At 61.8% G+C, this 25252-nt stretch carries 23 protein-coding genes and 2 pseudogenes; 11 read left to right on the top strand and 14 right to left on the bottom strand.

The annotated features are described in order from the left end of the window. Positions 1–188: 188 nt before the first annotated feature. From FBY03_RS21960 to FBY03_RS23440, 10 genes and pseudogenes are all read right to left on the bottom strand, one after another. The gene (locus FBY03_RS21960; protein ID WP_306102486.1) at positions 189–1271 is read right to left on the bottom strand and encodes a chemotaxis response regulator protein-glutamate methylesterase; all 1083 of its coding nucleotides are present in this window, start codon (positions 1269–1271) and stop codon (positions 189–191) included. Then, positions 1231–1761 carry a chemotaxis protein CheD gene (locus FBY03_RS21965; protein ID WP_147174472.1) on the bottom strand — a complete coding sequence of 177 codons (531 nt, stop codon included), beginning with the start codon at positions 1759–1761 and terminating at the stop codon, positions 1231–1233. The genes FBY03_RS21960 and FBY03_RS21965 overlap by 41 nt, the downstream gene beginning before the upstream one ends. Continuing rightward, on the bottom strand, positions 1758–2564 hold the full coding sequence (locus FBY03_RS21970) for a protein-glutamate O-methyltransferase CheR (RefSeq protein ID WP_147174473.1): 807 nt from the start codon (positions 2562–2564) through the stop codon (positions 1758–1760). Before FBY03_RS21970 ends, FBY03_RS21965 begins: the two co-directional genes overlap by 4 nt. A gap of 118 nt (positions 2565–2682) precedes the next feature. Continuing rightward, positions 2683–3219, bottom strand: coding sequence for a chemotaxis protein CheW (locus FBY03_RS21975; RefSeq protein ID WP_147174474.1), 537 nt, complete (start codon positions 3217–3219; stop codon positions 2683–2685). Between the two features lie 12 nt (positions 3220–3231). Continuing rightward, positions 3232–4206: pseudogene (locus FBY03_RS23620) on the bottom strand (methyl-accepting chemotaxis protein); the annotation flags it as partial. A 144-nt stretch (positions 4207–4350) separates the two neighbouring features. After that, positions 4351–4881, bottom strand: a pseudogene (locus FBY03_RS23625) (MCP four helix bundle domain-containing protein); the annotation flags it as partial. Between the two features lie 79 nt (positions 4882–4960). Further along, the gene (locus FBY03_RS21985) at positions 4961–7174 is read right to left on the bottom strand and encodes a chemotaxis protein CheA (protein ID WP_147174475.1); all 2214 of its coding nucleotides are present in this window, start codon (positions 7172–7174) and stop codon (positions 4961–4963) included. A gap of 23 nt (positions 7175–7197) precedes the next feature. Next, positions 7198–7524, bottom strand: coding sequence for a lipid asymmetry maintenance protein MlaB (locus tag FBY03_RS21990; RefSeq protein ID WP_147174476.1), 327 nt, complete (start codon positions 7522–7524; stop codon positions 7198–7200). Positions 7525–7549: 25 nt separating this feature from the next. Continuing rightward, positions 7550–7918, bottom strand: coding sequence for a response regulator (locus FBY03_RS21995; protein ID WP_147174477.1), 369 nt, complete (start codon positions 7916–7918; stop codon positions 7550–7552). Between the two features lie 9 nt (positions 7919–7927). Continuing rightward, on the bottom strand, positions 7928–8905 hold the full coding sequence (locus tag FBY03_RS23440; RefSeq protein ID WP_371920811.1) for a methyl-accepting chemotaxis protein: 978 nt from the start codon (positions 8903–8905) through the stop codon (positions 7928–7930). On the opposite strand from FBY03_RS23440, the gene FBY03_RS23630 reads away from it, so the two are divergent. Together FBY03_RS23630 and arfB are read left to right on the top strand one after the other, a co-directional pair. Then, entirely contained in the window at positions 8894–9049 is a 156-nt protein-coding gene (locus tag FBY03_RS23630) for a hypothetical protein (RefSeq protein ID WP_256678023.1), read from the top strand. The genes FBY03_RS23440 and FBY03_RS23630 overlap by 12 nt on opposite strands. Positions 9050–9878: 829 nt before the next feature. Next, positions 9879–10292, top strand: coding sequence for an alternative ribosome rescue aminoacyl-tRNA hydrolase ArfB (gene arfB / locus FBY03_RS22005; RefSeq protein WP_025166526.1), 414 nt, complete (start codon positions 9879–9881; stop codon positions 10290–10292). A gap of 57 nt (positions 10293–10349) precedes the next feature. Here the strand turns inward: arfB and dkgB are convergent, their stop codons facing one another. Together dkgB and FBY03_RS22015 are read right to left on the bottom strand one after the other, a co-directional pair. Beyond that, on the bottom strand, positions 10350–11153 hold the full coding sequence (gene dkgB, locus FBY03_RS22010; RefSeq protein ID WP_147174479.1) for a 2,5-didehydrogluconate reductase DkgB: 804 nt from the start codon (positions 11151–11153) through the stop codon (positions 10350–10352). A 26-nt stretch (positions 11154–11179) separates the two neighbouring features. Next, positions 11180–12391 (bottom strand): MFS transporter, encoded by a 1212-nt coding sequence (locus tag FBY03_RS22015; RefSeq protein ID WP_147174480.1) that lies wholly within the window; start codon positions 12389–12391, stop codon positions 11180–11182. Between the two features lie 166 nt (positions 12392–12557). Between FBY03_RS22015 and FBY03_RS22020 the strand changes: the two genes are divergently transcribed. Continuing rightward, positions 12558–13451, top strand: coding sequence for a LysR substrate-binding domain-containing protein (locus tag FBY03_RS22020; protein WP_147174481.1), 894 nt, complete (start codon positions 12558–12560; stop codon positions 13449–13451). Between the two features lie 27 nt (positions 13452–13478). Here the strand turns inward: FBY03_RS22020 and FBY03_RS22025 are convergent, their stop codons facing one another. Next, on the bottom strand, positions 13479–13943 hold the full coding sequence (locus FBY03_RS22025) for a methylglyoxal synthase (RefSeq protein ID WP_147174482.1): 465 nt from the start codon (positions 13941–13943) through the stop codon (positions 13479–13481). A gap of 200 nt (positions 13944–14143) precedes the next feature. After that, positions 14144–15145 (bottom strand): type I glyceraldehyde-3-phosphate dehydrogenase, encoded by a 1002-nt coding sequence (gene gap / locus FBY03_RS22030; RefSeq protein WP_147174483.1) that lies wholly within the window; start codon positions 15143–15145, stop codon positions 14144–14146. Positions 15146–15278: 133 nt separating this feature from the next. Here gap and edd point away from each other — a divergent pair, with 133 nt between their 5' ends. The 8 genes from edd to FBY03_RS22070 all read left to right on the top strand — a co-directional run bounded on the left by edd (position 15279) and on the right by FBY03_RS22070 (position 25229). Beyond that, positions 15279–17105 (top strand): phosphogluconate dehydratase, encoded by a 1827-nt coding sequence (gene edd, locus FBY03_RS22035; RefSeq protein WP_147174484.1) that lies wholly within the window; start codon positions 15279–15281, stop codon positions 17103–17105. After that, complete coding sequence (locus FBY03_RS22040; protein ID WP_147174485.1) at positions 17102–18064, top strand: glucokinase; 963 nt, start codon at positions 17102–17104, stop codon at positions 18062–18064. The genes edd and FBY03_RS22040 overlap by 4 nt, the downstream gene beginning before the upstream one ends. Positions 18065–18209: 145 nt before the next feature. Then, the gene (locus FBY03_RS22045; protein ID WP_147174486.1) at positions 18210–18938 is read left to right on the top strand and encodes a response regulator; all 729 of its coding nucleotides are present in this window, start codon (positions 18210–18212) and stop codon (positions 18936–18938) included. A 110-nt stretch (positions 18939–19048) separates the two neighbouring features. Further along, entirely contained in the window at positions 19049–20524 is a 1476-nt protein-coding gene (locus FBY03_RS22050) for an ATP-binding protein (RefSeq protein ID WP_147174487.1), read from the top strand. A gap of 302 nt (positions 20525–20826) precedes the next feature. Beyond that, positions 20827–22080 carry an ABC transporter substrate-binding protein gene (locus tag FBY03_RS22055; protein WP_147174488.1) on the top strand — a complete coding sequence of 418 codons (1254 nt, stop codon included), beginning with the start codon at positions 20827–20829 and terminating at the stop codon, positions 22078–22080. Between the two features lie 219 nt (positions 22081–22299). Next, positions 22300–23208, top strand: a complete 909-nt coding sequence (locus FBY03_RS22060; RefSeq protein ID WP_147174489.1) for a carbohydrate ABC transporter permease — start codon at positions 22300–22302, stop codon at positions 23206–23208. Beyond that, positions 23201–24046 carry a carbohydrate ABC transporter permease gene (locus FBY03_RS22065; protein ID WP_025166514.1) on the top strand — a complete coding sequence of 282 codons (846 nt, stop codon included), beginning with the start codon at positions 23201–23203 and terminating at the stop codon, positions 24044–24046. The genes FBY03_RS22060 and FBY03_RS22065 overlap by 8 nt, the downstream gene beginning before the upstream one ends. Positions 24047–24056: 10 nt before the next feature. Beyond that, the gene (locus FBY03_RS22070) at positions 24057–25229 is read left to right on the top strand and encodes an ABC transporter ATP-binding protein (protein WP_147174490.1); all 1173 of its coding nucleotides are present in this window, start codon (positions 24057–24059) and stop codon (positions 25227–25229) included. The last annotated feature ends 23 nt before the right edge of the window (positions 25230–25252 follow it).

Consider the following 25252-nt stretch of genomic DNA (forward strand, 5'->3'; position numbering starts at 1 on the left):
GTGGGGTTTCCCCATGTGAGAGTAGGTCATCGTCAAGCGCCTAACACCAAACCCCCAATCGGCTTGCGCCGGTTGGGGGTTTGTCTTTGTGCGCGTAGCGAGCTTGAGGAGGAGAACCTGGAATGTGCCGAAAGATTGAATGAAAAGTTCAGCGACGGGCCTGCGGCGTGCCACTGCCGTAGTGCCATTCAGCCTCGCCAGTTCATGATCACCCTGGGTATGTCGCCCAGGGCGATGACCTGATCCACCCCACCCAGCTTGATGGCCTCTTTCGGCATACCGAACACCACACAGCTCGCCTCATCCTGGGCATAGGTGCGTGCCCCGGCCTCGTGCAATTCCTTCAAACCACGGGCTCCGTCATCGCCCATACCGGTCATGATGATGCCGGCAGCATTTTTGCCGGCGAACTTGGCCACCGAGCGGAACAGAACGTCTACCGATGGGCGGTGGCGGTTAACCAGTGGGCCGTCGACGATCTCGACATGGTAGTAAGCGCCACTGCGTTTCAGCAGCATGTGTTTGCCGCCGGGGGCGATAAGAGCAAGGCCAGGAATGACGCGGTCGTTGCTCTTGGCTTCGCGTACTTCGATTTGCGAGAGTTTGTTGAGGCGCTCGGCGAATGAGGCAGTGAATTTCTCCGGCATGTGCTGCACGATGACCATGCCGGGGCAGACCCGTGGCAGGGCGGTCAGCACGGTTTCCAAGGCCTGAGTGCCACCTGTAGAGGTGCCCATGGCAATAATCCGCTCAGTGGTGTGCGCCATGGCATGGCCGCTCGAGGCTGGAAGGATGGCATCCGCATTGAGCTTGCTGGTGACGGGCGGCGGCGCTGCGGTTTTGACCAGCTGTTTGACCTTGGCTTGAGCCGCTGCCCTGACCGCTGCCACGAGTTCGGCGGCGGACTCTTGCAAGAAGCTCTTCAGGCCCACCTTGGGTTTAGTAATGATTTCGACCGCCCCGGCGGCGAGTGCTTGCAGGGTGGTTTCCGCACCCCTTTCCGTCAGTGAGGAGCAGATCACCACCGGAGTCGGCCGCTCGGCCATGATTTTTTTCAAAAAGGTGAGGCCATCCATGCGCGGCATTTCGATGTCCAGCACTATCACGTCTGGCCACTCCCGTGACATCTTCTGCATGGCGAAGATCGGGTCGGATGCCGCGCCTATGACCTCGATGCCCGGTTCACCCTCCAGGATCGCCAGTAATACCTGGCGCACCACGGCCGAGTCATCAATCAGAAGGACTTTGATTTGTTTCATTGGCGTCTCCATAGCCAGCATTCAGGGGGCGGTGTTGGACCCAGACATGCCCACTCCAAATGTCGAAAATGACAACTCGGTGCCCGCTAAGCCCCGTATCTTGGGCAACCAAGTGCATGTGATGCTGTGCGACCAGGGTCTGCGCAGTCGCCACGTTCCGCTGGGCAACATCGGCATTACCCTGGTTCTTGATCAGTCCAGGAAACATGTTGCCGCCGCCAAAGAGCTTGACCTGGTACTCCTCGGGCCGTGTGCGGTGGCGTGCTGCCGCATGCAGAAACAGCGTCATGGCTTCATCGGCATACCTGCCATCGAGTTGCTTACTGGGCTTGTGCCTACTCGGCATCATGTAGTGGCACATACCACCTATCAACCGCGAGGGATGCCACATGGTCATTGAGACGCAGGAGCCCAGCAGGGTGCGGATTCGGGTGGACGCATCGCCGAAATAGAATTCGCCGGGCTGCAGGGTAATCTCGATGGCGCCAGGAGGGGACATCATGGCTTGCAGTAAATCGAAGGGGTGATCAGCTTGAGGTCATCGGTGATGCCGTTCAGGCTTTCCGAATGGCTGACGATGAAATAACCGCCAGACTTGAGCCGCGGCAGGATGCGTGCGACCACCTTGCGCTTGGTCTCTTGATCGAAATAGATCATCACGTTGCGCAGAAACACCACGTCGAACACCCCGGTATCCGGCAGCGTCTCATTGAGGTTGATATGCATGAAGTGCACCCGATTGCGCAGGCTGCGGTCGATCAGGAAAGTGCCCTCCTGGCTGCCTGTGCCCTTCAGGCAGTGTTTGACCAGCAAGGGCTGCGGGATGGTGCTCGCGCGCGCCATCGGGTAGTGACCGGTACGGGCCTTTGCCAGTACCTGGCTGCTGATGTCGGAGCCGATGATTTCCCAGGGCGTACTCCCCAAGCCGTCGGCCAGCGTCATGGCGAGGCTGTAGGGCTCCTCACCGGAGGAGCTGGCGGCGCTCCATAGGCGAAAAACCCTGGCAGGCGATGCCTCGGGCAGCACCTGTTCGCGGAGAAAGTCGAAATGCTTGGGCTCTCGGAAAAAATAGGTCTCGTTGGTGGTCAGCAGGTTCAGGGCAACCTGCAGTTCCTCAACCGCTTCACGGCTCATGATCATCTGGAAGTAGTCGCCATAACTGGCCAGTTGATGGTGTTTCAGACGTTTGAACAGTCGGCCGGCAACCAAGGGCTTTTTCGCAGGGGAAAGATTGATACCTGCGGCGCGGTACAGCCAGGCTTGGAACTGATGGAATTCGCTGTCCTTCAGTGCGGTGGCATTCAAAGTAGACAATCCTTGCCTAGTTTATCGGGCATTTGCACAGGCGTTGGTGGAGGTGCGCATTACGCTGCAGCTGCTCTGGCCATGAGCGCTCTGTTTCGATCCTCCGCCTGCCTGGGGGCTACTCCAGCGCTGTTTCGGCGACCGTGTCGGCCGCGGAGAGCCTGGCCATCTCATTGACCGACAACACCCGGTTGACGTTGAGGGTGATGACGAAGTGGCCGTTTACCTTGGCCATGCCGCTGATGAAATCCGCGCGTATCTTGGCGCCGAAGCTGGGCGCCGGTTCAACCTCCGACGCAGGAATCTCCAGTACGGCTGAAACCGCATCCACCAGCAGGCCCACATCCTGGGGCTCCCCATCCTCAGAGCGGGCCTCGATGATGATGATGCAGCTACGGCGGGTGATTTTGGCAGTGTGCCGGCCGAAGCGTGCCGAAAGATCCACCACCGGCACCACCGCGCCGCGCAGGTTGATCACCCCGCGGACGAACGCGGGCATCATCGGTACGCTGGTGAGATTGCCGTATTCGATGATCTCCTTGATGCCGAGAATGCTGATGGCAAACATCTCGCCGCCCAGCATGAAGGTCAGGTACTGCGCCTCATCCTCCTCGAGGATGGGCACAGAACGCTTTGTCGTAGTCAGTGCGCCCATGTTGACCTCCAGTTAGAACCGGGTGAATTCGGCTTCCGCGAGGCTGCTCGCGGGGTGGTGGTTGCTCGCCGAGTGGGATGGATGTGCAGGCGTATGCACGGGCTTAGTAGTCACAGTGGCCCGGCGGTTGGCAGCCTTGTGCGCGGTTTTACTGTGAGCCGCTTCCACGGTAAAGAAACTCATTGCCTGCTGCAGTTGTTCGGCCTGGCTGCTCATCTCCTCGGCCGTGGCGGCCAACTCCTCACTGCTGGAGGCGTTCTGCTGGGTGATCTGATTCAACTGGCCCATGGCCGTGTTGATTTGCGCCACGCCAGACGATTGCTCTTCGGAGGCGGCGCTGATCTCCTGTACGAGATCGGAGGTCTTGTTGATCGAGGGCACCATCTCATCGAGCAGTTTGCCGGCTTTTTCTGCCAGCTCCACACTGCTGGAGGATAGCTGTCCAATTTCCTGGGCCGCGATCTGGCTGCGCTCGGCGAGTTTGCGTACTTCTGCCGCCACTACCGCGAAGCCCTTGCCATGTTCGCCGGCCCGTGCGGCTTCGATGGCCGCATTGAGTGCCAGCAAATTGGTCTGGTAGGCGATGTCGTCGATGATGCTGATGCGCTGGGCGATCTGCTTCATGGCGGCAACCGTCTGTTGCACGGACTCGCCACCATCGGTGGCCTCCTTGGCGGCCTTGCTGGCCATGCCATCGGTGACCTTGGCGTTCTCGGTGTTCTGGTTGATGCTGGCGCTCATCTGCTCGATGGAGGCGCTGGTTTCCTCAACGCTGGCGGCCTGTTCACTGGTGGCCTGGCTCATCGACTGAGCGGTGGCGCTGACTTCTTCCGAGGCACTGGCGAGGCTGTCGGCGGAGTTGCGTACTTCGCCGATGATTTGCGACAGCTTGCCGACCATGTTTTGCATGGCAGCCAGAACCTTGCCGGTTTCATCCTTGGAAGTTACCTCGATGTGGGTGGTCAGATCGCCCTCGGCCAGGCGTTCGGCTGCCTGTACGGCGACGCCCAGTGGGCGGGTAATGGAGCGCGTGATCCACCAGCCGATCAGGCCCGAGATGATGATCGCCGCCAGGCTCAGGGCCATGATCAAGGTCAGGGTCTGCGAGAACGCCACAACGGAGCTGTCGCGTTCTTCCTTGGCGACTCTCAGTTGTAACTCAATCAGCTCGGCAATCTTGCCGCTGATGGGGTCGATGCTCTGGTACAGCGGGCCGTTGAATTCGCTGAGTTGTCCTTCGATCTGCCCTGACCTGTTTTGCAACAGCGTGCTGAGTCGTTGAATATCCCGGTTGGCAGGCCCAAATAGCTGTTCGGCTTCACGGGAGAGGCGTTCTTCTTCGGGCGTCAGGGTAGTCGCCATATATGCGCCCCATTCCGCGCTGACACGTTGGCTGGCCTCCTGGACGCCCTTGAGTGCCGTCTCGGCATCCATTAATCCGCTGTTGGCTTTGTTCACCGCATCGATAACATTCACCGCATAATCGTCGGCGATGATCTTCAGCCCTCGCAGGGGCACCACCCGGTCGTTGTAGACCGTCTCAAAGCTTTGATTGGTGTCTCTTAACGCCTGGATACCTACAGTGCCGTTGATCAGGAGCAAGATCACCGGAATCAGGAAAGCCAGACCCAGACGTACGCCGATTCGCATGTTATTGAACATTTGATTTCCCTTCTTCAGCTCTTGGTTGCGTTCACAGCAGTTTGTTGGGGGATAACCGACCTATTGGAAGTTCGCGCACTCAACCTTCTACAGCGGCCAAGGCCGGATGCTTGGGGTGGTGCGCCTGTTGTTGGGTAACCTGCAGGAGCAAGTTGGGTACATCGAGAATCAAGGCTACTTCGCCGCTGCCCAGAATGGTCGAGCCACTGATGCTGCGCAGGGCGCTGAACAGCTTGCCGAGTGGTTTGATCACGGTCTGAAACTCGCCCTGCAATTCGTCCACCACCAGGCCGGCCTTCTGCTCGGCGCACTGCACCACGACCACGTTCTCGCGCCGCGCCCCGCAGCCGACAACACCGAAGTGTTCGCGCAGGAAGACCAGGGGCAGTACTTCGCCCCGCAAGTTCAGGTAGCTGCGCTCACGCGTTGCCCGGCGATCTTCTTCGGTCAATTCGATGCACTCCTGCACAGTGTCCAGCGGCACGACGTAGCTGGCTCGACCGACGCCGACTAAAAAGCCGTCGATGATGGCCAGGGTCAGTGGCAGGCGGATGCGTACCGTGGTGCCCTGGCCGAGCTGACTATCGAGGTCAACGCTGCCGCGCAGGGCGGTGATGTTGCGTTTGACCACGTCCATACCCACGCCGCGCCCCGATAGACTGGTCACCGCTGCCGCGGTGGAGAAACCCGCTTCAAAAATCAGGTTGTAGATTTCCTGATCCGAAGGCACGGCAGTAGGGGCTAGCAGGCCACGCTCCTGAGCTTTTTGCAGAATTCGCTCACGGTTGAGCCCGGCGCCATCGTCGGCAATCTCGATGACGATGCTGCCCGAGTCGTGGTAGGCGTTGAGGCTCAGGCGGCCTTTGCCTGGCTTGCCTGCAGCCAGGCGGGCTTCAGGCGATTCGATGCCATGGTCCATGGCGTTGCGCAGCAGGTGCATCAGCGGGTCGCCGATTTTCTCCACCACGGTTTTGTCCAGCTCGGTGTCGGCACCGCTGATCAGCAGTTCGATGTCCTTGCCCAGTTCATGACTGACGTCGCGCACCACCCGCTGAAAGCGGTTGAAGGTTTCGCCGATCGGTACCATGCGCAGACACAGGGCGCCGTCGCGGATTTCCTCCACCAATCCGGAGACTATCGAGGTGGCTTCCTGCAGGGCATCATTCTGGCAACTCCGGGCGAGCAGGTTGGCCCCGGCCCCGGCAATGACCAGTTCGCCCACCAGGTTAATCAGTTCGTCCAGCTTGTCGGCATCCACGCGGACGAAGCGGTTTTCCTTGTGTTTGTGGTGCTGAATCTGGCTTTGCTTGTCCAGGGCGGCTTGCACCAGGGCCGGCTCCACCGCGCGCTGCTCAACCAGAATTTCCCCCAGGGGCGCAGCCGAGCCACTCTGGTTGACAGTGCTACGTTGCTCGCTCAAGCCGTCTTCCAGCTCTTGCGGGGTCAAGGCGCCGCTGCCAACCAGGATCTCGCCGAGGCGGGTGTCGTTTTCCGGGAGAGCGTGGATCAGCTCGATATATTCCGCGAGCTTGCTGTGTGGCGGCAGGATGTGGATCAGGCAATCGTCACGCACAAAGTCGAATACTTCGGAGATGGTGGCCTTGTTGGCCGTGGACTGCAGTGCGATTTCAAAACCCAGGTAGCAGGACTCTGCATCCATTGCTTCGGTCGCGGGCATGTGATCGGCCAGCGTGGCGATGCTGGTGATCTGCCCCAAGGTGTTCAGGTAGCGAAGGAAGGACAGGGGGTCCATGCCGTTGCGCAACACGTCGCCACCAAAACGCAGGGAGATATGCCACAGCTCCGAGGCCACGGCGCCTTCGCCGTTGCCGCAGACCTGGGTCAGCTCATCGGTATTAACCGCTGTGACACAGGGCACCAGGGGCTCCGCAGTACCTTCCCGATAAGTTTGCAAACGTTGGCGTAGGCCACTTTCCCGGGCCAGGGCGGCGCTATCCAGCTGCCCGCCCTGAACGGCAACCACATCGACCAGTTCCTGCATATGGTCGCCGCTTTCCAGCAGCAGCGCGATCAACTCGGCGCTAATGAGCATGGCGCCATCACGCAGGCGATCCAGCACGTCTTCGACGATGTGGGTGAAGCTGACGATAGGGTCCAGTCCGAACAGGCCGGCCGAACCCTTGATGGTGTGCGCGGCGCGGAAGATGGCGCCGAGGGTGTCGCTGTCGCTTGGCTCACTCTCTAACCGTAACAGGGATTCCTCCATGTCCTGGAGTAACTCACGGGCTTCGGCGATGAAGGTCTGCAGGGCTTGGTCGAGATCGATGCTCACACTGGAATCCTTTTCGAGTGCACTTAGCTATTGGCAGAGTGGGAAATCACCAGGGGGTCGCCAAAAAAGGCCGCAAGGTTGCACAGGTCGAAGACCTCGAGCACTGCTCGGCTGTGCCTGGACAGGCGCAAGGCACCACCAAGACGAGTGGCCTCGCGTTTGGCGAGGATGAGCAACTGCAGGCCGGCACTATCCAGTTCGGCAACCTGGGACAGGTCGATTTCAAGGTCGGCCGGTTGCGCCAGATGGGGGAGTAACTGTGACTTGAGATCGGCGGCGGTGTAGATGGTCATCTCGTCTTCGATATGCAGCAGCAACACGCCATTCTTTGTTTCCGTACGGATTGGCATTGCACAACTTCCTATCTCGGCAGAATCAGGGCAGGACCAGCTTGGAGACGGCCGCCAGCATTTGCGCCGGCTGAAAGGGTTTGACCACCCAGGCCTTGGCCCCGGCTTCCTGACCTTCTTTTTTCTTCGATTCCTGGGACTCGGTAGTCAGCATGATGATGGGAGTGAACTTGTAATTGGCCAGTTTCTTCACCTCCCTGACCAAGGTAATACCGTCCATGTTGGGCATGTTCACGTCACTGATCATCAGGTGGATTTTCTGCCCGTTTAGCTTGGATAGCGCGTCCTTGCCATCGCTGGCTTCGATTACCTCGTAGCCAGCTCCCTTCAAGGCGATGCTGACCACTTGGCGCACGCTGCTGGAGTCGTCGACGACCATTACGGTTTTAGCCATGGGGTTCTCCTAGAAAAAGGTGATTTCCTGTTCCTTGGCAGCGCTTGCGCCACTGCCCTGATGGATCTGTCGCTGTTCATCGGTGGCGTAGGTCAGTTCCATTTCTGCCAGCCAGGCCTGGGCATCGATCTGCGGCATCTGCTCAGGGTTCTGCCGGCGTTGTTTGAGGTGATTGTGCAGGGCGTCCATGTTGTTGCGAACATGGGAGAGGATCTGGCTAACCCGGTCCTGAAACTGCAAAGCGACTAGCACCTCGATGATTTCGTCACGTATGCCGAAGCTCTCTTGCTGGAGTAATTCGGCCGAGCCGGATAGGCGCTGAGTGATGCTATGGAAGCGTTCTAGTACGTGCTGAATACTGGCCTCTGAATTGGCCACTGAGTGATTGTCGGTCTCTGCTGTGCTGGCTGCGACATCGATCAGGCGGGTGATGGCGTTATTGATCACGTCAACCGTGGCAGACATCTTTTTACCGGTCTCACTGGACTGGCTCGACAGCGTCCGCACCGAATCGGCGACCACTGCAAAGCCACGCCCAGCCTCGCCAGCACGGGCAGCCTCGATGGCGGCGTTCAAGGCCAGCAGGTTGGTTTGCGCGGCTATCGCGGCCACCTCGGAAGCCATGGCGCGTAGCTCGCCGGTGTAGTCGGTGAGGCTGAGCACCTGCGCCAGCATGTTGTCGCGGCTGAGTTGGGTGGCCTTGAGTGAGTCGATCACCTGCGTGAGTTCAATCTCGCTCTGCGCCAAAACCGCCAGTGCGCCACCTTCCGTCTTACCCGCCAGGTCGCCCGCGGCATGTTGAGAGGTCTGCACCGCTTCGCCCAGCTTGTTGGAAATCCCGGAGAAGCGATTGGTCAGGGCGACAATAGCCTCCTCGGTTTGACTGCGAGAGCTCTCCACCTGCTTGGCCCAGATCGGCACCGCCTCCAGGCAGACAGCTTCCAGCCCGCTGCTGCTTGCCGCGGCGTTTATTGTATGAGTTCTCATCTGCTCGGCAGTCACTGCCTGCGCGATGGCTTGCTCAAGCAGGAGGCGATGGTGGCGTGCGATCCAGGTGCTGGCGACGGCACCGCAGACGAGCAGGCTGAGGACGCTGGCAATGTGCAACGCCTGGGTGCCAGCCAGCAGTAAAAGCATGAGGCTGCCCGCTGCAGCGGGGACGAAGGCAAGCCAGGCCAGTGAAAATTTAGCCTGGGGGCCACTTGGGTCAGCGAGGTTGCTTTCATATGGAGGCATGGATTAGTTCCTTAACAGCTCCAGCCGAGCCGCAAACGTGTCCTGTGCGTTGAGTGGTTCTCGCCATGAGCTTTCATCTGGCAATTACCTGCCCTCAAACCCTGTGGATCATATGATTTGTAAAACGAGAGGTTGGTTACGTTGCTGCGATTGCCAGTGGTTCTGGGTTGAGTTTCGACAGTGAGAGGATGTTCACCAGCGAATCGAATCGGCGTTGGCCGTAAGGCTGCGAAAACCTTGATGGGCCACAGCCGGTTGGCATGAGAAATGATCGAATGGGCATGCTTCCGTTCTCCCCCTGGCGGCACCGGATGAGATGCCTGGGCCAGACTCCATCGTTTAGTTATGAGAAGTGCGACATGTATTCCGAGAGTAGTCGAGTCGTACAAAAATGCGTTGTAGGTGCTGTCATTTTTTTTCGAGTGAACAGGGTTGTCATGCTTGTTCAGGTTTTGTCGCATTCATGCGGTTGTCGGGTTGCCCTAGGCTCAAACGGTGTATGGGGTAGACGGTTTATCTGGCCGTGTTCCTGTCTGGCTTGAGGCAAGCACTAGAACGTGAGCCGACTGCAATAACGGCGAGTCTTCGAAGCGCCTTGAGGTCATTTCTGGCTGTGAATGGATAGCGCGTGTATCCATCCCGCACCTGCGTTACACGAGGAAGGACGGGGAAAGTGAAGTGGCTCGGGTTATCCTGAGCATCCGTTTTAGCCGAAGACCTCGTCATGCTGGTGATTTCCAACAGCGTCCATCTGCCGGACGCTGAAATTGAGCTGACCGCCATCCGTGCCCAAGGGGCGGGTGGGCAGAACGTCAACAAGGTCTCCAGTGCGGTGCACTTGCGCTTCGACAGTCAGGCCTCGTCCCTGCCGCCTTTCTACAAGGAGCGCCTGCTGGCGCTGCGCGACAGCCGTATCACCGCCGATGGCGTGGTGATTATCAAGGCCCAGCAGTACCGCACCCAGGAGCAGAACCGCGCCGATGCCCTGGAGCGGTTGGCCGAGCTGATTCGCAATGCCGGCAAGACCGAAAAAGCCCGCCGCCCGACCAAGCCGACCCTGGGCTCGAAAAAGCGTCGCCTGGAGGGCAAGAGCAAGCGCGGGACGATCAAGGCGGGCAGGGGCAAGGTGGATTTTTGAGGGGCAGCCTGATAGCGCGTGCGGCGCTATCAGGTGCGGCCAGCTAGGACGGCGGGTTCAATCCCAATGCGGGGCGAAGTCCGGATTGGCCAGGCGCTGGTTGCGCTCCAGTTCGCCGATGGCGGCCATCTCTTCACGCGTCAGATGCACCTCGCGAGCCGCCAGATTACTCTCCAGGTGGGCGCGCTTGGTCGAGGACGGAATGACCGCAAAACCCTGTTGCAGCAGCCAGGCCAGGGTCACCTGGGCGGCGCTGGCCTGGTGGGCGGTAGCGATGCGCTGGATCACGGGATCGTTCAGCACCTTGCCATAGGCCAGTGGCATGTAGGCCGTGAGGTGGATGCCTTGCTGCCGAGTGAACTGCACCAGCTTGCGGTTCTGCAGGTAGGGGTGGATTTCTACCTGGTTGGTGGCGATCTGGTCGGCACCCACGATTTCCAGGGCCTGTTGCAAATGACCGATGGTGAAGTTGGAGACGCCGATTTGCCGGGTCAGGCCCTGAGCTTTGGCTTCGAGCAGAGCGGTCATGTACTCGGCAACGGTGATGGCATCGTCAGGTGAGGGCCAGTGAATCAGGGTCAGGTCCACCTGCTGCAAGCCCAGCCTGGCGAGGCTGTCGCCAAGGCTGGGGATCAGCTTGTGGGCCGCCAGGTTCTCGGTCCAGATCTTGGTGGTGACGAACAGTTCGTCACGCGGTACGCCGCTGTCGGCGATGGCCTGACCGACTTCGGCTTCGTTGCCGTAGATCTGCGCGGTGTCGATATGCCGGTAGCCGAGTTCGAGGGCGCTGCGAACCGAGTCGATGACCTGCTGCCCCTTGAGACGGAAGGTGCCGAGGCCGAGTGCGGGGAGATGATCCATTGCAATGCTCCTAGCTTGATAAGTGTTCAATTAGCGCTGGCCAGTGGCGCGCTACCCTCAGCAGAGACTGCCATGGCCGGATTGTTGCGATCCAATCGGCCGCTCCAGTAAGTCAGGGCCAGGGCCACCAGCACTACCAGCGCGCCGATCCAGGCGGTGTGGATCAGGCCCAGCTGCGCGACGATCAGGCCGCCGCCCCAGGCGCCACCGGCGATGCCGAGGTTGAAGGCGGCAATGTTCAGGCCCGAGGCCACGTCCACTGCCTGCGGCGTGTAGTACTCGGCCTGACGCACCACGTACACCTGCAGGCCGGGCACGTTGCCGAAGGCCACGGCGCCCCACAGCAGAACCGTGCCAAGGGCTAGCCAGGGAATGCCGGCGGTGAAGGTGAGGGTGAAGAGCACGGCGGCGAGCAGGAGGAAAATGACTTTCAAGGCGCGGATCGGACCGTGTTTGTCGGCCAGCTTGCCGCCCCAGATGTTGCCGACTGCAACCGACACGCCGTAGACCAGCAGAACCAGGCTGACCGCGCCGACGCTGAAGCCGCTGATGTCCTGCAGGATCGGCGCGAGGAAGGTGAAGGCGATGAACGAACCGCCGTAACCGACCGCAGTCATCGCATACACCAGCAGCAGGCGCGGCTGCTTGAGCACCGCCAGTTGCTGCAGCAGTGAGGCCGGCTTGCTGTGGGCGATGTTGCGCGGCACGAAGATCAGGCTGCCGATGAAGGCGATCACGCCCAGTACGGAGACGGCGAGGAAGGTCTCGCGCCAGCCGAAATGTTGGCCGATAAAGGTGCCCAGCGGTACGCCGGTGACCAGTGCTACGGTCAGGCCGGTGAACATGATGGCGATGGCGCTGGCGGCTTTGTCCTTCGATACCAGGCTGGTGGCGATGGTCGAACCGATGGAGAAAAACACCCCGTGGGCCAGGCCGGTGACGATGCGCGCGGCGATCAGCGACTCGTAGCCCGGTGCCTGCCAGGCCAGCAGGTTGCCGGCGGTAAACAGCACCATCAACGACAACAGCAGGATTTTGCGCGGCAGTTTGCCCGTCAGCGCGGTGAGCAGCGGTGCGCCAACGGCTACCCCGAGGGCGTAGAGGCTGACCAGCAGGCCGGCGGAGGGCAGACTGACGCCGAGGTCGGTGGCGATGGTGGGGATCAGGCCAACGATGACGAACTCCGTCGTACCGATGGCGAAGGCGCTGAGGGTTAGCGCCAGGAGAGCAAGAGGCATGGGGGAAACTCCGGTTGTCAGACCCTGTGAAAACGACTGCGCTGGTCTGGCTTGCGCTCGTCAGCTTCTCAAAGGGTCTGTGTGGTTGAGTGACACGCAGTCTCCACTGCTGACTCATGCGGAAAAACCGGGTTTCAGGTAGAAGATATTTGATTAATATTCAACAATGAAAACGACCCTCGATGAATTACTGGCCTTTATCCGCGTGGTGGACAGCGGTTCCATCACCGCCGCCGCGGAACATTTGGCGCAGACGACCTCCGCCATCAGTCGCAGCCTCAGTCGGCTCGAGACCAAGCTGGAAGTTACTTTGCTGCGCAGAACCACGCGCCGGCTGGAACTGACCGAAGAAGGCCAAGCCTTTCTCGTCCAGGCGCGCAAGATTGTCGATGCCGTCGAAGAAGCCGAAGAACAGATGGCGCTGCGCCGGCAGAAACCCGCCGGCCGCTTGCGGGTGAATGCCGCCGCGCCCTTCATGCTGCACGTGGTAGCGCCACTGGTCAGTGGCTTCCGCGAGCGCTACCCGGATATCCAGTTGGAGCTGCACAGCAGCGACCAGATCATCGACTTGCTGGAGCAGCGCACCGATGTGGCCATTCGCATCGGCGCGTTACGCGACTCGACCCTGCATGCCCGGCCGCTGGGCAGCAATCGCCTGCGTATCCTCGCCAGCCCGGCTTACCTCAAGGTCCATGGCACACCGAAAACGGTCGCTGAACTGACCCATCACAGCCTGCTCGGCTTCACCCAGCCGGCCAGCCTCAATCAGTGGCCGCTGCGCCATCCGCTGGGCGATTCGTGGGCGATCAGCGCCGCTCTTTCGGCCTCCAGTGGGGAAACCTTGCGCCACCTGGCATTGGCGGGGGGCGGTATTGTCTGCCTGGCCGATTTCATGACTCAGGTCGATCGTGCCCGGGGCGATCTGGTGCAGTTGCTGATGCGCGACACGGTCGAGGTGCGCCAACCGATTCATGCGGTGTACTACCGCAACACCGCCCTGGCTTCACGGATCACTTGCTTTCTGGACTACTTGGGTAGCCAGCTCGGTCAGCTCGACTAACTTAGGCTGATCCACGGCGGTCGCGCCTCAGCGGCGGCCATCGAGGTAGGCGGTGTAATCGGGAATGCGGTAATCGTGGGCTTGATCCAGGAGGGCGCTGCTGAGCAGGTATTCGGCGCTGCTTTCGTTGCAGGCCACCGGGATATTCCACACCGCTGCGACCCGCAACAGCGCCTTGATGTCCGGATCGTGCGGTTGCGGCTCGAAGGGGTCCCAGAAGAACACCAACATGTCGACCCGGCGCTCGGCGATGCGTGCGCCGATTTGCTGGTCGCCGCCGAGCGGACCGCTGATCATGCTTTCCACCGGCAGCTCGAGACGCCGGCTCAGCAGCAGGCCGGTGGTGCCGGTGGCGAGCAGCTGGTGCCTGGCCAGCTTGTCGCGCTGACGCTCGCTCCAGTCCAGCAGAAACTCCTTGCAGTGATCATGGGCGACCAGGGCAATGCGCTTGCGCGTCGGCAGGGTGGCGCGGGTAAAGCTGATACGGCTCATGTGGTTTTCCTGGTCTGTTCGCTGGGTAGCGCGTCGCTCGACGCCCGCCCAGGAATGATCAAACGGCTCCGTAGCCCGGATGAAATCCGGGGGATGGCCTCCCGGATTTCATCCGGGCTACGGCTCTCGGGCTGCTTTCGCCGGTTATGGATCGCCAGCAAGCTGGCTCCTACAGGGCAAGCGCAGTGCCGCGCTAGCGTTCAAGGTGCATTGCACAGGGCCAGGCAGCTATCGAGCATGCGGTTGGAGAATCCCCATTCGTTGTCGTACCAGGCCATGACCTTGACCAGCTTGCCGCTGACCTTGGTGTGATTGGCATCGAAGATCGACGACAACGGGTTGTGGTTGAAGTCGCAGGACACCAGCGGCAGGGTGTTGTAACCCAGCACCGGCGAATTCTGGCTGGCGGCCTTGAGTAAGGCGTTGACCTGTTCGGCGCTGGTCTCGCGGCTCACCTGCAGGGTCAGGTCGACCAGCGAGACATTGATCACCGGTACCCGCACCGCCATGCCGGTGAGCTTGCCGGCCAGCTCTGGCAGCACCAGGCCGACCGCCTCGGCGGCGCCGGTCTTGGTGGGAATCATCGACTGGGTGGCCGAGCGCGCCCGATAGGGGTCGCTGTGGTAGACGTCGGACAGGTTCTGGTCGTTGGTGTAGGCGTGAATGGTGGTCATCAGGCCGTGTTCGATGCCCAGTTCGCGCTGCAGCACCTGGGCCACCGGGGCCAGGCAGTTGGTGGTGCAGGAGGCGTTGGAGATAATCTCGTGGGACTGGCGCAGAATAGCGTGGTTGACGCCGTAGACCACGGTGGCGTCGGCGCCCTTGGCCGGCGCCGAGATGATCACCTTGCGTGCGCCGGCGCTCAGGTGGGCTGCGGCTTTGTCGCGCTCGGTGAACAGCCCGGTGCATTCGAAGACCACATCGACCTGGTGGGCTTTCCAGGGCAGTTCGGCGGGGTTGCGGATGGCGCTGACGGCGATGCGGTCACCGTTGATCGTCAGGCTTTCGCGGTCGGCTTCGACCGTGCCGTCGAAGGCGCCATGCACGCTGTCGTACTGGAGGAGATGGGCGTTCATCGCGCTATCGCCGAGGTCATTGATCGCCACGACCTGCAAATGCTGGCGGTAGTCTTGGGTGTAGAGCGCGCGCAGCACGTTGCGGCCTATCCGGCCGAAGCCGTTGATTGCAATTCGCAGAGTCATAGGTGAGGTCCGATCTTATTTTGTTGTTGGAATTACAAGATTATTACCATAAATGTAGAAATCAAGCCTTTTTGGTGGCAATATTTTGTTAAAAGCACAAACCGCTACTGCCCGCTAGCCTGGAGTCGACAACATGCATCCCCGCGTTCTTGAGGTAACCGACCGTCTGATCGCCCGTAGCCGCGCTACGCGTGAGCGCTACCTGACTATGATTCACGCGGCCGCCAGCGATGGCCCGCAGCGCGGCAAGCTGCAATGCGCCAATTTCGCCCACGGTGTGGCGGGCTGTGGCAGCGAAGACAAACAAACGCTACGGCTGATGAATGCGGCCAATGTGGCGATAGTTTCTGCTTATAACGACATGCTCTCGGCCCACCAGCCCTACCAGGACTACCCCGAGCAGATCAAACAGGCGCTGCGTGAGATTGGCTCGGTCGGCCAGTTTGCCGGTGGTGTGCCGGCCATGTGCGATGGCGTGACCCAGGGCGAGCCGGGCATGGAGCTGGGCATCGCCAGTCGCGAGGTGATTGCCATGTCCACGGCGGTGGCGCTGTCGCACAACATGTTCGATGCCGCGCTGTTCCTGGGTATCTGCGACAAGATCGTCCCCGGTCTGCTGATGGGGGCCTTGCGCTTCGGTCACCTGCCGACCCTGTTCATACCGGCTGGGCCGATGCCGTCCGGGCTGTCGAACAAGGAGAAGGCCGACGTGCGCCAGCGCTATGCCGAAGGCAAGGCGACCCGCGACGAGCTGCTCGAGGCGGAGATGAGTGCCTACCACAGCCCCGGCACCTGCACCTTCTATGGCACGGCCAACACCAACCAGTTGTTGATGGAAGTGATGGGCCTGCACTTGCCCGGCGCCTCATTCATCAACCCCAACACGCCATTGCGCGACGCCCTGACCCGCGAAGCGGCGCAGCAGATCACCCGGCTGACCAAGCAGAGTGGCCAGTTCATGCCGCTTGGATTGATTGTCGACGAGCGTTGCCTGGTCAACGCCGTCGTCGCCCTGAGTGCGACCGGCGGCTCGACCAATCACACCCTGCACATGCCAGCGATCGCTCAGGCAGCGGGGATTCAGCTGACCTGGCAGGACATGGCCGACCTCTCCGAGGTGGTGCCGACCCTGGCTCACGTCTATCCCAACGGCAGCGCCGACATCAACCATTTCCAGGCTGCTGGCGGTATGTCGTTGTTGATCCGCGAGCTGCTCAAGGCCGGGCTGTTGCACGAGGACGTCAACACCGTGGCCGGCCATGGTCTGGGCCGTTACACCCGCGAGCCTTTCCTCGAAGAGGGCAAGTTGGTGTGGCGCGACGGGCCGACCAAGAGTCATGACGAAAGCGTGTTGCGTCCGGTGGCGCGCCCCTATTCCCCTGAGGGTGGCTTGCGCCTGATGCAGGGCAATCTCGGGCGCGGGGTGATGAAGGTCTCGGCGGTAGCGCTTGAACATCAGGTGGTCGAGGCGCCGGCGCGGGTGTTCGAGGATCAGCAGGAGTTGGCTGACGCCTTCAAGGCTGGTGAGCTGGAGCGTGATTTCGTTGCGGTGATGCGCTTCCAGGGCCCGCGCAGCAACGGCATGCCGGAGCTGCACAAGATGACCCCGTTCCTCGGCGTACTGCAGGATCGCGGCTTCAAGGTGGCGCTGGTCACCGATGGGCGCATGTCCGGTGCCTCGGGCAAGATACCGGCGGCCATCCATGTCTGCCCCGAAGCCTTTGACGGCGGCCCGCTGGCGCGGGTGCGCGATGGCGACGTGATCCGGGTCGACGGCCAGACCGGCGAGCTGCGGGTGCTGGTCGAGGATGCCGAGCTGGCGGCGCGTGAGCCGGCGGTCGACACCCTGAACAATGCAGTGGGCTGCGGTCGTGAGCTGTTTTCCTTCATGCGCCTGGCCTTCAGCTCGGCCGAGCAGGGCGCCAGTGCCTTTACCGGCAGCCTGGAGTCGCTGAAGTGAAACTGGCACTGGTCGGTGATATCGGCGGCACCAATGCGCGCTTCGCCCTGTGGCGTGACGAGCAGTTGGAGTCGGTGCGGGTCCTGGCCACCGCCGACTATCCGGGGCCGGAGGCGGCGATTCGCACCTATTTGGCCGAGCTGGGGTTGCCGCTCGGTGCGGTGGATTCGGTGTGCCTGGCCTGCGCCGGGCCGGTCAGTGGCGATGAGTTCCGCTTTACCAATAACCATTGGCGCCTCAGTCGCGCGGGGTTCTGCCGCGAATTGCAGGTCGGCGAGCTGCTGCTGGTCAATGATTTTTCCGCCATGGCCCTGGGCATGACCCGCCTGCGCGATGATGAGCGCATGCTGGTCTGCCCGGGCGAGCCCGAGGCCAATCGGCCCTGCGTGGTGATTGGCCCCGGCACCGGCCTGGGTGTCGGCACCTTGCTGGCGCTGGATGACGGCAGCTGGTTGGCCTTGCCGGGCGAGGGTGGGCATGTCGACCTGCCGATAGGCAGCCCGCGTGAGGCCGAACTGTGGCAGCAGTTGTACCTTATGCTCGGTCATGTACGCGCCGAGGACGTGCTCAGTGGCGGTGGCCTGCTGTTGCTCTATCGGGCGGTCTGCGCGCTGGATGGGCATGAGGTGCGGCTGAGTTCGCCGGCCGAGGTCACGGCGGCGGCGCTGAGCGGCGATGAGGTCGCGCTGGGTGTGCTGGAGCAGTTCTGCTGCTGGCTGGGGCGCGCCGCCGGTAACAATGTGCTGAGCCTGGGTGGGCGTGGTGGGGTGTACATCGTCGGCGGTGTGGTGCCGCGCTTTGCCGAGCTGTTCCTGGCCAGCGGTTTTGCCCGCAGCTTTCGCGACAAGGGCGTGATGAGTGCGTATTTCGAGGGTATTCCGGTATGGCTGGTGACCGCCGAATATCCGGGTTTGATGGGGGCGGGCGTGGCGCTGCAGCAGGCGCTTGGGTCGCGCTGAGCGAGGTGCGATGATGTCGCGGATATTTCGCGGCCGAGGCCGCTGCCACAAGTCGTATGCAGACCTGTAGGAGCGGCCTTGGCCGCGATAGGCCGTGGTAAGACACGTGATTGGCGTGAACCCATAACAATAAGGATCAGCTCTTGTGAGCCAGCCCGGAAAATCGATTCTGCTGGTCGATGACGATCAGGATATCCGCGAACTGCTGCACACCTACCTCAGTCGCGCCGGCTTTCAGGTGCGCACCGTCGGCGACGGTGCGGGCTTTCGCCAGGGCATGTGCGCCGAGCCGGCCGACCTGGTGATTCTCGATGTGATGCTGCCCGATGAGGATGGCTTCAGCCTGTGTCGCTGGGTGCGCGAGCATCAGCGCCTGGCCCAGGTGCCGATCATCATGCTCACCGCCAGTTCCGACGAGACCGACCGGGTGATTGGCCTGGAGCTGGGCGCCGACGATTACCTGGGCAAGCCCTTCAGCCCGCGCGAGTTGCTGGCGCGGATCAAGGCCTTGCTGCGCCGCGCGCAGTTCAGCCAGGAGCGCGGCAGCGAGGTGCTGGCCTTCGATGAGTGGCGCCTGGATATGGTCAGTCACCGGCTGTTCCACCTGGATGGCGAGGAGGTGATCCTGTCCGGTGCCGACTTCATCCTGCTCAAGCTGTTTCTCGATCATCCGCAGCAGATCCTCGATCGCGACACCATCGGCAATGCCACCCGCGGTCGCGAAGTGATGCCGCTGGAGCGCATCGTCGACATGGCGGTCAGTCGCCTGCGCCAGCGCCTGCGCGATACCGAAAAACCGCCGCGCTTGATCCGTACGGTGCGCGGTAGCGGATATCTGCTGGCGGCCAATGTCGCGCCGTACAGCCATGGTTAGCACTGCAACTCTGGGTGGGAGTCAGCTTGCTGGCGATGCTTTTCCTTGCGACGGATCGCCAGCAAGCTGGCTCCTACAGGGTGCGTGCTTCGCCGTTCACGTCGGTGGGCATGGGTATGTTTAGCTGGCGCCGACTGCTGCCAGTGCCGCGCTCGCTGCTCGGGCGCATGCTGCTGCTGACGTTGCTGGTGGTGCTGCTGGCGCAGGCCTTGTCCAGTGTGATCTGGCTGTCGCAGTTGCGCGCCAGCCAGATGGAGGGGCTGCTGATCAGCGCTCGCAGCCTGGCCCAGTCGATGGCCGCCAGCGTCAGCTATTTTCGCTCGTTGCCCCTCGGTTATCGGCCGCTGGTGCTCGACCAGTTGCGCAACATGGGGGGAACGCGCTTTTTCGTCTCGCTCAACGACAAGCCCCTGAGCATGCAGGTGTTGCCGGAAACGCCGCGCAAGCGCGCGGTGCTGAATGCGGTCGATGCGACCCTGCGAGAACGGCTGGGCGGCAAGCTGGATCTCTCCGTGCAGTTCGTCAGCCCGGATGATCTGCGCATCTTCAATAGCGCCTTGAAACTCGATGAGTTGCCCCGTTCCTGGGCCCATTACGCCCTGAGCCTGGAGCCGCTCAACCCGCCGGTGCTGGTCACTCAGATCCAGATCGCGCCGAACGAATGGCTGTACCTCGCCTCCCTGATGCCCGAACCCTATGTCGGCCTGGAGCAGCAGGGGCTGCCGGCCCAACAGCTGTGGTTCATCATTCTCACCAGCAGTTTTCTGCTGCTGTTCATCGGCATCCTGGTGCATTGGCAGAGCCGGCCGCTCAAGCGTCTGGCGGTGGCGGCGCGGGAAATGTCGTTGGGCAGCGAGGTCGAGCCGCTGGCGGAGGCGGGCGGCAGCGAAGTGGTCGAGGTCAGTCGCGCCTTCAACAGCATGCGCGAGCGCATCAGTCGCTATTTGAATGAGCGCAGTCAGTTGTTCAGCGCCATTTCCCATGATCTGCGCACGCCGATCACCCGCTTGCGCCTGCGGGTCGAGTTGCTCGAAGACGAAGAGGTGCAGGCCAAGTTCAGTCGCGACCTGGATGAACTCGAACTGTTGGTCAAAGGCGCCTTGCAGTGCGTCAAGGACACCGATATTCACGAGAATATCGAGCCGGTCGATCTCAACCTGTTGCTCCACGGCGTGGTCGAGCCCTACCTGGCGCCTGCCGGCAATGGCCGGGTGACGCTCGACGGTCAGGCGCTCGCCGCCTATCCGGGCAAGTCGCTGGCGCTCAAGCGCTGCATCGGCAACCTGGTCGACAACGCCCTGAAGTATGGGCAGAAGGCCCATCTGCATATCGAGGACGATGAGCGCGCCTTTATCCTGCACGTGGATGACGAGGGACCTGGGGTGCCGGAGCAGCGCCTGGAGCAGGTCTTCGAACCGCATGTACGGCTGGCCGGGCAGCAGCAGGGCTACGGCCTGGGCTTGGGCATCGCGCGCAATATCGCCCACAGCCATGGCGGCGAGGTGAGTCTGCGTAACCTGCGCGAGGGTGGCTTGCGGGTCACCCTGTGGCTGCCGCGTTATATCGACTCGGGGCAGGAACTGTAGGGCGGCTGCAGTCCTCAGGCATGCCGGGCCTCGCTCGTCCTGGATTCCCCCGTTGCGATTCCCACTGATGAAATCCGCCACTACACGTAGCCCGGATGCAATCCGGGAGATCTCCAGGCCGCCAACAGAAAGCCCCGGATTGCATCCGGGCTACCGCATCGCGATTGAGCGGGCGTTATGTAACCAGCCTGTGACCTTTATGCATCCCTTCGTTACCCGCCGCATGACTGGCCGTGGTTAGAATCCCATGCAGCGCAAGCACCAGACTTGCTCACGTATAACAACAAGAAGGTACCCGTCTAATGAATGCTATGACTCGCCTGGCCACTGCCGTTTCTCTTGTCTCCCTGATGCCCCTGGCGGCCCTCGCCGGTGAGGTCGAAGTGCTGCACTGGTGGACCTCCGGTGGTGAGAAACGCGCCGCCGATACCCTGCAGAAGCTGGTCGAAGACAAAGGCCACACCTGGAAAGACTTCGCCGTGGCAGGCGGTGGTGGCGAGGCGGCCATGACCGTACTGAAGACCCGCGCCGTGTCCGGCAACCCGCCGGCTGCCGCGCAGATCAAAGGACCGGATATTCAGGAGTGGGGCGCGCTGGGTTTGCTCGCCAACCTGGATCCAGTCGCCGAGCAAAATCACTGGGACACCCTGCTGCCCAAGCAGGTGACCGAAATCATGAAGTATGAGGGCCACTATGTGGCGGTGCCGGTCAACGTGCACCGGGTCAACTGGCTGTGGATCAATCCCGAGGTCTTCGCCAAGGCCGGCGCCACGCCACCGACCACCCTCGATGAGTTCTTCGCCGCCGCCGATAAGCTTAAAGCTGCTGGCTTTATCCCTCTGGCCCACGGTGGCCAGCCCTGGCAAGACGGCACCGTGTTCGAGGACCTGGCGTTGAGCATCCTCGGCGCCGATGCCTTCCGCAAAGCCTTCGTCGATCTGGACGAAGCGACGCTGACCGGCGACCAGATGGTCGAGGTGTTCGCTGCGCTGAATAAGCTGCGCGGTTACGTGGATGCCGACGCCGCCGGGCGCGACTGGAACATCGCCACCGGTCTGGTGATCAATGGCAAGGCCGGCATGCAGTTGATGGGCGACTGGGCCAAGAGCGAGTGGACTGCGGCTGGCAAGGTCGCCGGCAAGGATTATCAGTGCCTGGCATTCCCCGGTACCCAGGGCAGCTTCGCCTTCAATATCGATTCGCTGGCCATGTTCAAGCTGGGCGATGCGGAAAACCGCAAGGCCCAGGAAGACCTGGCGCGCACCGTGCTTGAGCCTGAGTTCCAGCAGTTCTTCAATCAGAACAAGGGTTCCATTCCGGTACGCCTGGATCAGGACATGAGCAGCTTCGACGCCTGTGCGCAGAAGTCCATGGCCGACTTCAAGGAAGCCGCCGGCAATGGTGGTCTGCAGCCGAGCATGGCCCACGGCATGGCCGCTTCCAGCTATGTGCAGGGTGCGGTGTTCGATGTGGTGACCAACTTCTTCAACGACCCGCAAGCCGACCCGAAACGCGCCGCGCAGCAACTGGCTGCGGCCATTCAGGCGGTGCAGTAACAGCCCTGGGCCGCCGGTCCGCCGGCGGCTGTCATAGGGTGGGTGCAGCCCACCAATTTTAAGCCTCTGACCCCAGGCGCATGCCCTCAGGCACGCGCCACGGGATCGGCCGTTCCGGATTTCTGTAGGAGCCAGCGCGCTGGCGATCATTCCGGGGCGGCAAACCGATCGCCAGCACGCTGGCTCCTACGAGTGGCATATCACGCAACGGAGTTACTCATGAGCTCAATCGCAGTTGTTACCAAGGCCTCGCCACTGGATGCATTGCAACGCTGGCTGCCCAAGCTGGTGTTGGCGCCGAGCATGCTGATCGTGCTGGTCGGTTTCTACGGCTACATCCTCTGGACCTTCCTGCTGTCGTTCACCAACTCGCGCTTCATGCCCAGCTACCAGTGGGTGGGCCTGCAGCAATACCAACGTCTGCTGGACAACGACCGCTGGTGGGTGGCGAGCAAGAACCTGATGGTCTTCGGTGGCCTGTTCATCAGCATCAGCCTGGTGGTCGGGGTGCTGCTGGCGGTGCTGCTGGATCAGCGCATCCGCCGCGAAGGCGTTATCCGTACCATCTTTCTCTACCCCATGGCCTTGTCGATGATAGTCACCGGCACCGCCTGGAAGTGGCTGCTCAACCCTGGCCTGGGCCTGGACAAGCTGCTGCGTGACTGGGGCTGGGAGGGCTTTCGTTTCGACTGGCTGGTCGACCCGCAGTACGTCGTCTACTGCCTGGTGATCGCCGCGGTGTGGCAGGCCTCGGGCTTCGTCATGGCGCTGTTTCTCGCCGGCCTGCGCAGCGTCGATCAGTCGATCATTCGCGCCGCCCAGGTGGATGGCGCCAGCCTGCCGAATATCTACCTGCGCATCGTCCTGCCGAGCCTCGGTCCGGTGTTCTTCAGTGCGCTGATGATCCTCGCGCACATCGCGATCAAGAGTTTCGACCTGGTCGCCTCGATGACCGCAGGCGGCCCCGGTTACTCCTCCGATCTGCCAGCGATGTTCATGTACGCGCACACCTTCACCCGCGGCCAGATGGGCCTCGGCGCCGCCAGCGCGATCCTGATGCTTGGCGCCGTGCTGGCGATCCTGGTGCCGTACCTGTACTCCGAACTGAGGGCCAAGCGCCATGACTAGCCTGTCTGCAAAATCCCCCTTCAGCCTAAGCCGCTTGGCGATCTACGCGACCCTGCTGACGGCCTGTGCGGTCTATCTGATTCCGCTGATCGTGATGCTGCTGACCAGCTTCAAGACCCCGGAAGATGTGCTCACCGGCAACCTGCTGTCCTGGCCTGAGCTGTTCACCGGTATCGGTTGGTCGAAGGCCTGGGACAGTGTCGGCGGCTTCTTCTGGAACTCGGTGAAGATCACCATTCCGGCGGTGACCATCTCCACCCTGCTCGGTGCCTTGAACGGCTACGTGCTGGCCATGTGGCGCTTTCGCGGCTCGCAGCTGTTCTTCGGCCTGCTGCTGTTCGGCTGCTTCCTGCCATTCCAGGTGGTGCTGTTGCCGGCTTCGTTCACTCTCGGCCAGCTCGGCCTGGCCAACACCACCAGCGGCCTGGTGCTGATCCATGTGGTTTACGGCCTGGCCTTCACCACGCTGTTCTTCCGCAACTACTACGTGAGCATTCCGGATGCCCTGGTGCGGGCGGCACGGCTGGATGGCGCAGGCTTCTTCACCATCTTCGGGCGAATCATGCTGCCGATGTCGGTGCCGATCATCATGGTCTGCCTGATCTGGCAGTTCACCCAGATCTGGAACGACTTCCTGTTCGGCGTGGTGTTCGCCAGCGGCGATACCCAGCCGATCACCGTGGCCCTGAACAACCTGGTCAACACCAGCACCGGGGCCAAGGAATACAACGTCGACATGGCCGCGGCGATGATCGCTGGGCTGCCCACGCTGGTCGTCTACATCCTTGCTGGCAAATATTTCCTGCGCGGCCTCACAGCCGGCGCGGTCAAAGGTTGAGGAAAGAAAAATGGCAACGCTTGAACTGCGCAACGTCAACAAGTCCTACGGCAGTGGCCTGCCGGACACCCTGAAGAACATCGAAATCCAGATCGACTCCGGCGAGTTCCTGATCCTGGTCGGACCCTCCGGCTGCGGCAAGTCGACCCTGATGAACTGCATCGCCGGCTTGGAAGACATCAGCGGCGGCGCGATCCTGGTGGACGACGCCGACATCAGTGGCATGAGCCCCAAGGATCGTGACATCGCCATGGTCTTTCAGTCCTACGCGCTGTACCCGACCATGACGGTGCGCGGCAACATCGCCTTCGGCCTGAAGATGCGCAAGATGGCGCCAGCGGCGATCGAGGAAGAGGTGGCGCGGGTCGCCAAGCTGCTGCAGATCGAGCATCTGCTCGAGCGCAAGCCTGGTCAGCTCTCCGGTGGTCAGCAGCAGCGCGTGGCCATGGGCCGGGCGCTGGCGCGGCGGCCGAAGATCTACCTGTTCGACGAGCCGCTGTCCAACCTCGACGCCAAGTTGCGGGTGGAGATGCGCACCGAGATCAAGCTGATGCACCAGCGCCTGAAGACCACCACGGTGTACGTCACCCACGACCAGATCGAAGCCATGACCCTGGGCGACAAGGTGGCGGTGATGAAGGACGGCATCATCCAGCAGTTCGGCAGCCCGCAGCAGATCTACAACGACCCGGCCAACCTGTTCGTCGCCAGTTTTATCGGTTCGCCGCCGATGAACTTCATTCCCCTGCGCCTGCAGCGTCGCGCCGGTCAGTTGCTCGCCGTGCTGGACAGCGGTCAGGCGCGTTGCGAGCTGCCGCTGGATGCGCTGCAGGGCGATCTGGAAGGGCGCGAGGTGATTCTCGGGATTCGCCCGGAACAGATTCTCCTGGCGCAGGCCGATGCCGATGCTCAGTCGTCGATTCGCGCCGAGGTGGACGTCATCGAGCCGACCGGGCCGGACACCCTGGTGTTCGTCACGCTGAACCAGACCAAGGTTTGCTGCCGTATGGCGCCGGATGCGGCGCCGCGAGTGGGTGAGACCCTGGAGCTGCAGTTCGACCCGGCCAAGGTGCTGCTGTTCGATGCGCAGAGCGGCGAGCGCCTGGGTGTGCTGGGGCAGGCTCAGAGCCAAGCCCAGGCGACCGAGCCGGCGCGCAAGGTGGCGCAACTCAAGGGGCGCTGAAAGAGACTCGTAACGTATCGATG

This window comes from Pseudomonas sp. SJZ079 (genome assembly GCF_007993865.1).
GTDB lineage: Bacteria > Pseudomonadota > Gammaproteobacteria > Pseudomonadales > Pseudomonadaceae > Aquipseudomonas.

Excerpts from the sequence above, each read along its gene's own strand:
- FBY03_RS21960 (WP_306102486.1), bottom strand. The coding sequence starts at position 1,271 with ATGGAGACGCCAATGAAACAAATCAAAGTCCTTCTGATTGATGACTCG.
- FBY03_RS21965 (WP_147174472.1), bottom strand. The coding sequence starts at position 1,761 with ATGATGTCCCCTCCTGGCGCCATCGAGATTACCCTGCAGCCCGGCGAA.
- FBY03_RS21975 (WP_147174474.1), bottom strand. The coding sequence starts at position 3,219 with ATGGGCGCACTGACTACGACAAAGCGTTCTGTGCCCATCCTCGAGGAG.
- FBY03_RS21990 (WP_147174476.1), bottom strand. The coding sequence starts at position 7,524 with ATGCCAATCCGTACGGAAACAAAGAATGGCGTGTTGCTGCTGCATATC.
- FBY03_RS21995 (WP_147174477.1), bottom strand. The coding sequence starts at position 7,918 with ATGGCTAAAACCGTAATGGTCGTCGACGACTCCAGCAGCGTGCGCCAA.
- FBY03_RS23630 (WP_256678023.1), top strand. The coding sequence starts at position 8,894 with ATGAGTTCTCATCTGCTCGGCAGTCACTGCCTGCGCGATGGCTTGCTC.
- FBY03_RS23440 (WP_371920811.1), bottom strand. The coding sequence starts at position 8,905 with ATGAGAACTCATACAATAAACGCCGCGGCAAGCAGCAGCGGGCTGGAA.
- arfB (WP_025166526.1), top strand. The coding sequence starts at position 9,879 with ATGCTGGTGATTTCCAACAGCGTCCATCTGCCGGACGCTGAAATTGAG.
- dkgB (WP_147174479.1), bottom strand. The coding sequence starts at position 11,153 with ATGGATCATCTCCCCGCACTCGGCCTCGGCACCTTCCGTCTCAAGGGG.
- FBY03_RS22015 (WP_147174480.1), bottom strand. The coding sequence starts at position 12,391 with ATGCCTCTTGCTCTCCTGGCGCTAACCCTCAGCGCCTTCGCCATCGGT.
- FBY03_RS22020 (WP_147174481.1), top strand. The coding sequence starts at position 12,558 with ATGAAAACGACCCTCGATGAATTACTGGCCTTTATCCGCGTGGTGGAC.
- FBY03_RS22025 (WP_147174482.1), bottom strand. The coding sequence starts at position 13,943 with ATGAGCCGTATCAGCTTTACCCGCGCCACCCTGCCGACGCGCAAGCGC.
- gap (WP_147174483.1), bottom strand. The coding sequence starts at position 15,145 with ATGACTCTGCGAATTGCAATCAACGGCTTCGGCCGGATAGGCCGCAAC.
- edd (WP_147174484.1), top strand. The coding sequence starts at position 15,279 with ATGCATCCCCGCGTTCTTGAGGTAACCGACCGTCTGATCGCCCGTAGC.
- FBY03_RS22050 (WP_147174487.1), top strand. The coding sequence starts at position 19,049 with ATGGGTATGTTTAGCTGGCGCCGACTGCTGCCAGTGCCGCGCTCGCTG.
- FBY03_RS22055 (WP_147174488.1), top strand. The coding sequence starts at position 20,827 with ATGAATGCTATGACTCGCCTGGCCACTGCCGTTTCTCTTGTCTCCCTG.
- FBY03_RS22060 (WP_147174489.1), top strand. The coding sequence starts at position 22,300 with ATGAGCTCAATCGCAGTTGTTACCAAGGCCTCGCCACTGGATGCATTG.
- FBY03_RS22065 (WP_025166514.1), top strand. The coding sequence starts at position 23,201 with ATGACTAGCCTGTCTGCAAAATCCCCCTTCAGCCTAAGCCGCTTGGCG.
- FBY03_RS22070 (WP_147174490.1), top strand. The coding sequence starts at position 24,057 with ATGGCAACGCTTGAACTGCGCAACGTCAACAAGTCCTACGGCAGTGGC.